The sequence below is a fragment of the Algoriphagus sp. 10J20-15 genome (assembly GCF_055809615.1).
In genome coordinates this window covers 236,882-249,271 of record NZ_JBVVUG010000004.1, presented here as the reverse complement: position 1 = coordinate 249,271, position 12,390 = coordinate 236,882, and the positions used below count along the sequence as shown (strand labels likewise).

Genomic DNA, 12,390 nt, shown 5'->3' with positions numbered 1-12,390 from the left:
AATGTTTTTAATTCTTTCATTTTTTAGGCTTTAGGTTAAGAATGGGTAATTGAATTGCAATCTAAGGTAAACATTGAATTCATCAATCCTGTTCGAACAACCCTAACAGAAATTTGAGAATACAGAGAAATAGATTTAATGAAAAAAAGCCGACTCACGTCGGCTTTCTACTTACTTATTGGTTTGAGCTTTCTTCATTGGATTGCTTCCGACTGATGTTCCTCTAGCAGCTCCTGAACCTTTAAACAGTTCAAATCTGCTAGGCTGAAGCTGAGCTGGCCAGTAATTGTTCGACTCATCTATATCGGCAGTTTCTCTTTTTGGATCGAGTATGATTTGAGTTACTTCTTTTTCCTTCACAAAAACCTTAGTCACCTGAGACTCATTCTTTCTCCAGATCTCTACTGGGATTCTGTCGATCTCGGAGGTACCATCTGCGTATTGGAATTCTAAAATGATAGGCATTACTAAGCCACCTACGTTATTGAAGGTGATCTCATAGAAATTCAAATTACTTTCCATCAACTCCTTTTCCTTCGGCGAAAGGCTAGCCATAAATTTCTTATAGCTCTCTTCATCTTCCGGAGTCACGGTGAAAGGATTATAAGAAGTATAGAAATCGCGCGTAGCTGGATTTGCTTCAATTACGGTCTCTTGGATTTCTGTCCTATTAAACTCTTTGGAAACGTAATCCTCCTCACGGTCAGCTTGCGCCTTCCTTTCTGCATTGATTTCTGCAGGGGTCCGGTTTTCCATTTTGTACAAAGCTACATTCTCAATAGCTATATCCACAGGCTCAGTTCCGTAAAACCAACCTCTCCAAAACCAATCCAGATCAACTGCAGAAGCATCTTCCATCGTACGGAACAAATCGTCAGGAGTAGGATGCTTGAACATCCACCTGCGTGCATACTCCTTAAATGCATAATCAAACAATTCTCGACCCATCACTGTCTCGCGAAGTATATTCAACGCAGTTGCCGGTTTTGCATAAGCATTTGGACCAAATTGAATGATATTCTCAGAATTGGTCATGATCGGTTCCAATGTATTTACACTGCTTTTCATGTAAGGCACAATTTTGTGTGCTGGCCCACGACGGGAAGGGAAATTCCGATCCCACTCTTGCTCTGCCATGAATTGCATAAAAGTATTCAACCCCTCATCCATCCAAGTCCACTGACGCTCGTCAGAGTTCACGATCATTGGGAAGAAGTTGTGTCCTACTTCATGAATGATTACCCCGATCATGCCGTTTTTCACTGCTTCAGAGTATGTACCATCCGAATCTGGACGACCGTAGTTGAAGCAGATCATTGGATACTCCATTCCATTAGCAGCCTCTACAGAAATGGCTGTAGGGTATGGATAATCAAAGGTATGTGCAGAGTAAGACTTGATTGTATGTGCCACCACTCTGGTAGAATACTGACCCCAAAGCGGATTAGCTTCTTTGGCATAATAAGACATAGCCATCACATCTTTACCACCTTGCTTTACAGCCATGGCATCCCAGATGAATTTACGGGAAGAAGTCCATGCAAAATCACGAACATTTTCAGCTTTGAATTTCCAGGTTTTCTTAGCAGTTGATTTACCCTTTTCCAATTCGGTTGCTTCCTCCTGCGTACGGATGACTACAGGATTATCGTAAGTTTTCTTGGCAGTATTCCATCTGTTTAGCTCAGTTGCCGAAAGAACCTGACTTGCATTTTGAAGTTCTCCAGTTGCCCCTACCATATGGTCTGCAGGTACAGTAATATTCACTTCATAGTCTCCAAAGACTAAAGCAAACTCTCCGGAACCTAGGAATTGCTTGTTTTGCCATCCTTCGAAATCGGAATAAACTGCCATTCGAGGGAACCACTCAGCCATGGTATATAGGTAATTGCCATCTTCTTCAAACAACTCGTATCCTGGACGACCAGAGATATACCCAACTCTATTGGTAATATTGAAAGTCCAATCTACTCCAAAAGTAAAGCTGTCGCCAGCTTTTAAAGGTGTAGGAAGATCGATTCGCATCATGGTTTTATTTACTGTAACAGGAAGTGGATTGCCCTTAGCGTCCTTTACTTCAAGTACTTTATAACCAAAGTCATCATTTGCCCAGATTAGACCTTCGAGGGAACGAAGAGTCATTCTAGAATTAATAGAGCTCTCGGAAGATTTAGGAGCATCTGAATCAGGACCACGCTGATTTTCTTCCAATTGAACCCATAGGTAAGTCAATTGGTCCGGTGAATTATTGATGTAAGTGACCTTTTCTGATCCTTTGATGGACTGATTTTCATCATCCAGCTCTACATTAATCACGTAGTTAGCCTGCTGCTGCCAATACATGTGACCCGGAGCTCCGGAGGCAGTGCGATAAACATTTGGAGAGCGAAGCATAGGTCCGAGCTGCTCAAATCGCTCTGCATGATTCTGCTCTGATTGCTGCGCAAAAGCAGGGAAAATCCCCGTGATTGCTAGCGCTGTAAGTGCAAGTAATTTTTTCATTGTATAATTTTTATGCTCAATTCTATTCGTATGTCAATTCAACAGCTACTGGCAGCTAACCTGTTTTTTACCATTATTTAGCTTCTAACATCAGCATTAGGGCCACTCCAAATACCATGGATGCCACAACTAAAGTCCATTCTTTTCTACTTACTCCTGCCAGTCCTACAAGTATTGAGGTAGCCAAAAGAAATATGCCAACGATTACCAGCTGTCCCAATTCCAAGCCTAGGTTAAATGCTAGTAAGGGATGCCAAATACTTGCCTCTTTGCCCAAAAGACTTCTCAGGTAAATAGAAAATCCAAGACCATGGATTAGTCCGAAGAATAGCGCGAAGATGTAATTAATCGAAAGCCCTTTCCCAGACGCAGGTTTTGGTCGTAGAATTGTTATAAAAGCAGTGATCGCTATCGTAACTGGTATCAAAAACTCGATGAGATCAGAGTTGACATTGATCAATCGAAATGTGGCTAGTGCCAACGTGATGGAATGCCCTATGGTAAAAGCGGTAACTAAAATCACAACTTTGCGCCAGTCTCTAGGAATAAAAACTGCACAGAGTGCCAACACAAAAAGGATGTGGTCATAGCCATTGATATCAAGGATATGCTCAAGGCCTAGACGAAAATATAACTCAAATGAATTCATAAGAAGGGTGAAATACCTCTAAAGAAGTAAATTGCGCAATTATACGTCATAATTGGCAGAAAAGACAGGCAACATAGCACCAAATGCAACAGTTTTACTTATACATGATCAGCTTGGGATGGCTGGTATTTACCCACCCTTTTCACATCAGCTTGACAGAGATTAGATGGAATGCTGAGACTGAGCATATAGAGATTTCGCAGAAGATTTTTTGGGACGATTTAGAGATTGGGCTGGGCGATTTCCACAAAGAATCCATTGATTTTCTAAACCCTTCCAACAAAGACAAGCTCAATAAGCAAATTGAATCCTATTTGAAAGAAAAAAATATGATTTGGATTGCCGACAAAACAGTCCCCTTGAATTTCATTGGATATGAAGTGGAGGAAGATGCGGCTTGGTTCTACCTTGAATCTGAGAAAGTAAAAAATCCAACCTCTGTTAAAGTAAAAAACAGTTTACTGGTAGATATTTTTCCTGATCAAAAGAATGTCATTCAGTTCTATTTTGATAAAACCTCACCTAAAAGCATCATATTAGGAAAAGGTGCAGAAACTGGGAAATTAGACAACTAATCAAGAGAGATTTTGCTTCTCTCTCCTTTGTAATTTACCGTCACGACAGAATCAACCCCAGACCCAAGTATCAGTTTCCTTGACGATTGACTCAGATAGCCAGAACCATAAAATAGCTCTCTTTTCAAAGTTGGTTTATTGTTTTGATAAATAATAAGTTGCTGCACATCAGCACTTGGCTGAATGACTTTAGAGGTTTGAATAGCTGATCGAAAAGCCATCAATGACTGGTTGTATCTACTAACCAAAATAATCTCTCTTCCATCAGCGCCCATCAATTTGGCTACAGCCCTGCTTTCTCCAGGGCACTTCTAGCCCTAGCTGTCTACCAAATTCAAAGTTTTGAAATAGTCCATTTTTGGTATTGAGTAAAGCCCCGCGCCCAGCATCATTTCGTCCTGTGACTGTCTCATTATCAAAGAAATTTCCAACAGCAAAAATACCTTCCGGAATCTCCATCATTCCAAAAATGCGCGAAAACTGCGCTTCTTGAGGAAATCCATCAAAATAAATAGAGTCTCCTAGATTTTTCAATACACCAGATCGGAACTCATGAACTTGTAGCACGCTGGCCATTTCTTTTTCCTCGGCGGAAAAAAACTGATCCCTATCCACGTATGCAAATTCACGATACACCAAGAATTTATTTTTCCACTTAGGCACCTGTCCTACCAGCTGGTTTCTACTGGCCAGTGGATAAATGGAATCTCCAAAGTATTGGAAAATGACAGGATCCACACTTCCGTTTTTATCAAAATCCGCGAAGTGCATCTGCAATGGCTTGGCTTGGGGAAGCTCTATATCTAGAATTTGATCCAACATTCCCTAAAGCATAACTGGGCAATTTCCCATCTTCAAAAACCAAAGGAGTTATACTGTTCCACCAACCAGCAGATTTCCATGATTCAGAATCGAGCACTTTAAGATTAAACACCCTATTACCTCTTTCATTTGACTGTAAAAAGACAGTGATCGGCATCCACTCGCCTGCTATCAACAAATCAAGTTTACCGTCTTGGTCATAATCCGTCCAAAGTGCCGAACTAATCATACCAGCTTCCTTCAATCCTGGTGCTAATGCTTCAGTCACATCGACAAATGTTCCATTTCTATTTTCAAGCAAATAGGACATTGGTGGCTCCGGATATCTTCCTGGCTTGATTCTTCCTCCTACAAACAAATCCAGATCCCCATCCTGATCATAATCTGCAGCAGTGACGAGTGAACCAGAGCTTACCAATTTTGGTAGAAGTAACGAATCAGCCTGGAAACTACCCCTCCCATTATTAATATACAGGACATCCTGATATACCTGACTTTCCGCATCATATCTACTTCCTCCTGAAACCACGTACAGGTCCAAGTCATTATCTCCATCTGAATCAAATAGCAATGCTCCCATTTCAACCGAGCTTCCCGAGCCTTTCAATGCCTCAGATATAAATTCACCAGTATTTTTTTGAATGAAAATTTGTCCAGGTTGTCCAGTAGATCCAGATAAATAGAAATCATCCAGTCCATCACCATTTACATCTCCTACAGCTATTCCAGGTCCCAGACTGCTGATGCTTCATAGGCAACAACCCTTGCCTGTTAAAATCATTGTAGGAAATTGCTGCAGACTCATAATTGATCCCTAAGGCGGTTGACACTTCGTCATATGGAGTCTTTACTATTTTTTCATTTGAAAAAAACTCAGTTTGTGAAGACTCTTGAGTTATTGTTATGTGTTGATTGCTTTCAGTACTACCTATCTTCGATTGAGTACCGTTTGGCCAAAGGACTACTAGGGAGTCAATGCTCTCCCTGTCTCCAAGTCCAAAAATCAAATCGCCAAACATGGCGGATTTGTAACCTCTGGTAGGATTCATTGCCTTACTAAGGACTCGAACAACTCCATTTTCATTCAAATAGCATTTTACTTCAGCTCCAATCGCAAGTGGGTTTTGGTTGCTGCCCAGAAGCTTAACCTTCAGCCAATTCGCATTGTACGCATTCGATGGCTTTGTATTTCTATTATTTCGGAAAATTCCTGCTGCCTCATTAAGATTATTGGTGACCAAATCCAAGTCACCATCACCATCCAAGTCCGCATAAGCCATTCCATTCGATATTTCTAATCCGTCAACACCCCAGCTACTAGAAACATCTTCGAAGGTCAGATTTCCCGTGTTTCTGAAAGCGTAATTATTAAGTTTGACTTCTTTCAGTAGATTCAATCCATCCATTCGCAACTTCTTCTTATCCTCCGGAGACATAAACGGACCCAAATTATTGGTATAATTGATATAGTCCATGTCAGTGATGTCCTTTCCATAGCCATTGGAAATAATCAGATCCTGCCGGGAATCCATATCAAAATCTTCAAAAAGCGGTGACCAACTCCAATCAGTTTGCGATATCCCTGCCAATTCTCCAATCTCAGCAAAAGTCCCATTGCCTCTATTTAGTTGTAAAGTATTTCTAACATATTGAGGTTCGTAGCCCTTAGCAAGATTAGCCTGATAGAGATTGAAATTTTCAGTTGGAGAAAACATTGTTTTCTGTCTTAGATTGTCTGGAGGAAACATATCTACTACTACCAAATCCGGCCAGCCATCTCCATTGATATCTCCAGCATCGACACCCATGGCATTGAAGCTTTGGTGATCTATGCGATCTTGTATTTCATTTATAAATGTTCCGTCTTGCTGATTGATGTAAAGCACGTCGTTGGTAAGAAAATCATTAGCTACGTAAATATCCGGCCAACCATCTTGATTGATATCCGCTATGGTAAGTCCTAAGCCATATCCTTCGTAGGTTATTCCAGCTTCGCTAGTCACAGCTACAAATTTTCCCTCCCCCTCATTTCTAAACAATAAATCATTGCTTTTGCCGGAGCCATCAGTGATTCTGGGACGACTTATATTACGTTGAAAGCTTTCCAGAGCATTTGCCAAAAGGTAGCAATCCAAATCCCCGTCCCGGTCGTAGTCGAAAAAAGCGGCTTGGGTAAAATACCCTACCGCATTCAATCCAAAATCAGCGGCTTGTTCCTCAAAAACAGGAATACCATTTTCATCATTTCCCTGGTTGACAAATAATAAATTTGGATTCTGGGACTCATTTCGATTAGAAACAGAAAGGTAAATATCCAACTTCCCATCTCCATTGATATCTGTAAAAGTAACCCCCTCCACCCAAGACTGGGTTGCTAGCTTGGATTTCTGGGTGATGTCTTTAAAATTAAACCCTCCTTCATTGAGGTAGAGTCTCGAACTTACCTGATTTCCACCAAAGAATATTTCAGGCAAACCATCCCCATTTAAGTCAGCGATGCCTACTCCTGACCCATTGTAGATATAGTCAAAATCCACGATGTTAAAGGAATCAGACTCTGTTAGTTGATTAGCAAAATCAATTCCTGTATCTGAAGCGCCTACCCGTTGGAATAGGGTGTTATCAGCAGGATTGTTACATGCATAAAAAAATAGGAAGATTAAATAGATGGGTATGCACTTATGAAAATGGGCGTTTTTCACTTCACTTAAATTTATAATAGGTTCAAAATAGAAGTATCAAATCGGTTTATTTTTTGGCCTGAAATTGCTTGAACTTCAAAAATAGTAGAAACAGAGGATGCAATTAAGGCTATCAAAACTAATTAAAGTGAAAATCATTAAAATTTTGCAAAGACCCTACAAAAAGACTCACTTCATTAAAATAATTAATTTCTACAAACAATTATTTCTTAAAAAATTATTTAAGCAAAATTTTGAGGAACATCATAATTAAATTATTACTTTGGTAGTAATGTTATAAAAACATATTTACAAAACCCATCTCAGACCTGGCAGATTATAAGAATCTGTCCACAAATTTATTGTTATGTCAAAAACGATTTACCCAAAAACTCGTGCATTACCTCCATGGAAAAATTTTCATGGGCTAATGCTCTCACTATTCCTAGTAATTATTTTTATAGGAAGCTCATTCGCCCAAAGCAGAAATGTTACTGGCGTTATTAAATCATCCTCCGGGGAAACCATGCCCGGTGTGAATATTTTAGTTAAAGGTACCACCACCGGTACAGCATCGGATATCGATGGCAACTTTAGCTTAACCGTCCCTTCTGACGAATCAATTTTAGTTTTCTCATTTATTGGTTACACTTCAAAAGAAGTTCGTGTAGGCAATTCCAGTGAACTCAATGTCGTCTTAGAAGAGGATCTTTCTTCCCTATCAGAAGTGGTAGTAGTCGGATACGGTACGCAAGAACGTGCTAAAGTGACCGGTGCAATTTCTTCTGTTGGTTCGGAACAGATTCGAGCTTTACCAGTACCAAGTTTAGCTTCAGCACTACAAGGACGGGCTGCAGGAGTCGCAGTCACCAACGCTGGTTCTCCTGGCACAAATCCTATTGTGCGAATCAGAGGTATAGGTACTGTTGGTAATAATGATCCACTTTATGTGATCGATGGAATGCCAGCAGGTGGTTTAAATCAAATCAACCCTGCTGATATCGAATCAATAGAAGTATTGAAAGATGCCTCTACAGCAGCTATCTATGGTTCAAGGGGTGCTAATGGTGTGATTTTGGTAACAACCAAAAAAGGTAAAATAGGCAAGCCTCTAGTTAGTTTGGACTCTTATTACGGAAGCCAAAAAGCTTGGAAAACACTGGATTTACTTAATAGAGATCAATACATCGCTTTTGGTAGAGAACTTCTAGGAAATGCAGGTGCTGACGCTCCAGCACGTTTTGATAATCTAGGTGAATTTGCAAACGTAGATATTGACTACCAAGATGAGATGTTCCGTACAGCACCAATTCAGGATCATAATCTAAGTGTCTCTGGAGGTACGGAAAATGTGCTTTACAACTTTGGTATCGGATATTTTAGCCAAGAAGGCATTATGCTAGGAACTGATTTTGAGCGAGTTTCCTTGAGATCAAATACTGAATTCAAAGTAAACAAGCGAGTTAAAATTGGTCAGACCTTAACGGTAGCCTACTCAAACAGAAACAATGAACCATTCTCTGGAGGCAGAAGCCAGCTAGAGCATATTGTAAAGGCTGTGCCTTATATCCCTGTTAGGGATGCTACCAGACTTGGAGGTTTCAGAGCCCCAGACCGAGTTGATGGATCTGATCCTGAAAACCCAGTATTGAATGCCACACTCAGAAATGACAACAGTCAGGATTATAAAATCCTTGGATCTGCTTATGTGAGCGTAAATATCCTTAAAGGTTTAGATTACAAATTTTTAGTAGGATTGGATGTAGGGATTGGTGACAACTACCAGTATACTCCCAGCTTCAATGCTGGAGACTTTAGCATTCAGAACTTTGCGACAATTTCCAAAACCAAAACAAACTTTGTTTCTCCGCTCTTCAGTAATCAGCTAACTTATACTAAAGATATCGACAAACACCATTTTGATTTATTAGGTGTGGTTGAAAGACAAACTTCCACTTTCACCAGTTTAAATGGCGCCGGACAAAACTCATTAACCAATGACGTGAGAGAACTTCAAGGTGTAGAGAATCAAACTACGACAAGTTCTAAAACTGAGTACGCACTAATATCTTATGTGGGTAGAATCAACTACGATTATGCACAGAAATACCTGATCAGTGCTAGTATAAGAAGAGATGGTGGCTCTAGATTTGGCCCAGACAATAAGTGGGGTACTTTCCCTTCTCTATCTGTTGGTTGGAGATTAAGTGAGGAAGGCTTCATGCAAGGTCTAAATGCTGTAAGTGACTTGAAGTTGCGTGCAAGTTATGGTGAAACTGGTAATGACAGAATTGGTGATTACGTCTACCAGGCTACGATTAACTCTAATTTATTCTACAATTTTGATGATAATTTGCTTACTGGCAGTACTATTTCAGCTCTTGCAAATGCTGATTTAAAATGGGAAACTACTATCATGAAAAACTTAGGTTTAGATATTGGGCTTTTCAATGATCAGTTTAGCCTTTCCTTGGAAGTATATGAAAATACTACCGAAGGTATGATCCTTGGCGTCCCTATTCCACCATCTTTAGGTTATGACGGAGCACCAGTAGCAAACGTAGGGACTGTCAAGAATAGCGGATTTGAAATCACAGCTGGCTATGAATTGAGATCTGGGGATTTCCAATTGGGAATTGATGGAAATATGGGATTTGTAACCAACGAATTAACTTCCTTGGGTACAGGCAACACTATTTTCGGCCCTAATTTCCAAGGAGACGCAATGACGCTTACAGAAGAGGGACAGCCAATTGCCTACTTCTATGGATGGATTGCAGATGGAATATTCCAATCTGGTGAAAGCACAACTCAGCAGCCAAATGCCTCAGCGGGTGATATTAAATTCAGAGATATCAATAACGACGGTGTAATAGATGCAAATGATAGAACAAACCTTGGTCATTACCTTCCAGACTTTACGTACGGTTTGAATGCGAATGCATCTTATAAAGGATTTGATTTTACAATGTTCTTACAAGGAGTATCGGGCAATGAAATCTTCAATAACCTAAGATATCATACGGAAGGCATGACCCGATTATTTGGCGCCAGCACTGTGGTGTTAGACCGTTGGACTCCTACAAATACGGATACTGATGTTCCAAGAGCAATCTCCGGTGATCCAAATAGAAATGCCAGAGCAAGTTCGAGATTTGTAGAAGACGGTTCCTATTTGAGGCTTAAAAACATATCAATAGGTTATAGCATTCCTAGCGCAGCTCTACAATCTTGGGAGCAAAGGAACTGTATCAAAAGTAAGAGTGTATGTCTCTGCACAAAATCTGTTTACCATAACAGATTACACAGGATATGACCCTGAAGTAGCAGTAAGAACAGGTATAAATTCATCCCTAGGTACAGGGATTGATTATGGCCAATTCCCAGCTGCCCGCACGATCATGGGAGGTATACAACTTGCATTTTAATTTATAAAAGGAAAAATCATGAAAACAAGATCCACACTTTTGGCAATAATCATGTCTGTTGGTATGATTGCCTGTGATGAGGAAGTGTTAAGTCCAGTAAACCCTAATCAATTGGGCACTGAGACTTTCTATCGGACTGGACCGCAACTATTAGCAGCGATCAATTCGGTATATGCTACACTTCAAGGAAACAATTTATATAATAGAGAATATTTCTTCCTACATGACCTCCTATCCGATGATGTAGAGACTGGAGGAGCGCAATTAGAAGCACCGAGAGCGCAAGTATTAAACTACGTTTTTGATGGTTCCAATCCTCAAATTGAAGCGAATTGGAGAGGTTGGTATCGATTGATACATCGTGCCAATCTAGTGATAGAAAATGCAGACAACGCTACAGATAATATTACTGAGGCGCTTAGAAGTAGAATTGTAGGAGAAGCCTATTTCTTAAGAGGATTAGCCTTTTACGAATTATCTACCTTATGGGGCGGGGTGCCACTTATGACAACATCTGCATCATCTCCTGAAGGTCTTCCAAGGGCAACACAAGAAGCATCTTACGCACAATCTTTAAGTGATTTAAATGAAGCTATTTCGAGACTTCCTCTCAATTCTACTTACTCAGGGACCGATGTGGGACGAGCTAGTAAAGGGGCTGCTCAAGCAGTAGCTGCTAAATTGTTGCTTTTCCAAGGAAAATTCTCTGAAGCAAAACCTTACCTCACTGAGATAATAAATTCCAATCAGTATTCATTGACTGAGCGATACCTAGATAATTTTGAAGAAGAAAGCGAAAACAACTCCGAATCTATCTGGGAGATCCAATTCTCTGAAGCATTCGGAAATGCTGGTGGATGGAATGGTGACGGTACAGGTATTGCTGAAGTGACCTTTAGAGGCCAAGAATATGGACCAAATGCTTGGAGGAATTTAATTCCAAACACTAGTCTGGTGGCTGAATTTGAAAAACCTTCTACAGGAGCTCCTAAAGAGGACCCTAGAATGAGCTATAACTTCTACAGATTAGGTGACACATTCAATGCTGGAGCAAGTGTATTGAATGAATCAACTGTTCAGGGGGATTTCAATAAGCCAAGCTGGAGAAAATACCAGACTATCTATAAGAGAGCTAATGAAAACACTCAATCTGGAATCAACTTCCGCGTGATCAGACTTGCTGATGTTTATCTGATGATGGCGGAAGTAGAGAATGAGCTAACTGGCCCAGCTGCAGCTTTACCATATCTCAATAGAACAAGAAAAAGAGCAGATGTAATGATGCCAGAATATCCAACTGCTCAATATCCAACTGGAACAAAAGAGCAAACTCGAATCGCTATTCAGCATGAAAGAAGAGTGGAGATGCCAGGCGAGCAAGTACGAAACAGAGATATTCGTAGATGGAGAAGAATGGGGACCTTACAAGGTGAACCTATTGCTGGCTATCAGTCAAAGCATGATCTTCTGCCCATTCCTACTGTGGAATTAGATAATAATTCTGCCTTAACTAATGCAGACCAAAACCCTGGCTACTAAGCCATATTCTTTATTTACTAAAAGTAGCCGAGTCATCTCGGCTACTTTTTTTTGTCATATTTAAAAGGTTCTCATCTTCAATTGAAAGATATTTCAAGTAATAGCAAGGCTATTTAATTCTTAAACGGTAGTTTTCTACAGATAACCGAATAAGCACCAAGCTTCTTAAAAGCTCAGTTTTGTTCACCTTCTTA

At 40.2% G+C, this 12,390-nt stretch carries 9 protein-coding genes and 1 pseudogene; 3 read left to right on the top strand and 7 right to left on the bottom strand.

All coding sequences use genetic code 11. The features are described 5' to 3' along the window. Positions 1-171: 171 nt before the first annotated feature. Both AC0L6R_RS02840 and AC0L6R_RS02835 read right to left on the bottom strand, forming a co-directional pair. On the bottom strand, positions 172-2,502 hold the full coding sequence (locus tag AC0L6R_RS02840) for a M1 family metallopeptidase (RefSeq protein ID WP_473269838.1): 2,331 nt from the start codon (positions 2,500-2,502) through the stop codon (positions 172-174). A 73-nt stretch (positions 2,503-2,575) separates the two neighbouring features. Beyond that, positions 2,576-3,151 (bottom strand): HupE/UreJ family protein, encoded by a 576-nt coding sequence (locus AC0L6R_RS02835; protein WP_473269837.1) that lies wholly within the window; start codon positions 3,149-3,151, stop codon positions 2,576-2,578. A gap of 83 nt (positions 3,152-3,234) precedes the next feature. Between AC0L6R_RS02835 and AC0L6R_RS02830 the strand changes: the two genes are divergently transcribed. Then, positions 3,235-3,726 carry a DUF6702 family protein gene (locus AC0L6R_RS02830; RefSeq protein WP_283413573.1) on the top strand — a complete coding sequence of 164 codons (492 nt, stop codon included), beginning with the start codon at positions 3,235-3,237 and terminating at the stop codon, positions 3,724-3,726. Here the strand turns inward: AC0L6R_RS02830 and AC0L6R_RS02825 are convergent. From AC0L6R_RS02825 to AC0L6R_RS02805, 5 genes and pseudogenes are all read right to left on the bottom strand, one after another. After that, positions 3,723-4,001 (bottom strand): hypothetical protein, encoded by a 279-nt coding sequence (locus AC0L6R_RS02825; RefSeq protein WP_473269836.1) that lies wholly within the window; start codon positions 3,999-4,001, stop codon positions 3,723-3,725. The two genes, AC0L6R_RS02830 and AC0L6R_RS02825, sit on opposite strands and share 4 nt — an antisense overlap. Beyond that, the gene (locus AC0L6R_RS02820) at positions 3,991-4,497 is read right to left on the bottom strand and encodes a hypothetical protein (protein ID WP_473269835.1); all 507 of its coding nucleotides are present in this window, start codon (positions 4,495-4,497) and stop codon (positions 3,991-3,993) included. The genes AC0L6R_RS02825 and AC0L6R_RS02820 overlap by 11 nt, the downstream gene beginning before the upstream one ends. Further along, complete coding sequence (locus AC0L6R_RS02815; protein WP_473269834.1) at positions 4,478-5,128, bottom strand: FG-GAP repeat domain-containing protein; 651 nt, start codon at positions 5,126-5,128, stop codon at positions 4,478-4,480. The genes AC0L6R_RS02820 and AC0L6R_RS02815 overlap by 20 nt, the downstream gene beginning before the upstream one ends. A gap of 6 nt (positions 5,129-5,134) precedes the next feature. Then, positions 5,135-5,242 (bottom strand): annotated as a pseudogene (locus tag AC0L6R_RS02810) (hypothetical protein); the annotation flags it as partial. Between the two features lie 4 nt (positions 5,243-5,246). Beyond that, positions 5,247-7,250: a CRTAC1 family protein gene (locus AC0L6R_RS02805; protein WP_473269833.1), complete on the bottom strand. Its 2,004-nt coding sequence runs from the start codon at positions 7,248-7,250 to the stop codon at positions 5,247-5,249. Positions 7,251-7,659: 409 nt separating this feature from the next. On the opposite strand from AC0L6R_RS02805, the gene AC0L6R_RS02800 reads away from it, so the two are divergent. Continuing rightward, a complete protein-coding gene (locus tag AC0L6R_RS02800) occupies positions 7,660-10,545 on the top strand; it encodes a SusC/RagA family TonB-linked outer membrane protein (RefSeq protein ID WP_473269832.1) in 2,886 nt (961 codons plus the stop codon). Positions 10,546-10,675: 130 nt separating this feature from the next. Then, positions 10,676-12,196 carry a RagB/SusD family nutrient uptake outer membrane protein gene (locus tag AC0L6R_RS02795; RefSeq protein ID WP_283413570.1) on the top strand — a complete coding sequence of 507 codons (1,521 nt, stop codon included), beginning with the start codon at positions 10,676-10,678 and terminating at the stop codon, positions 12,194-12,196. Positions 12,197-12,390: the final 194 nt, after the last annotated feature.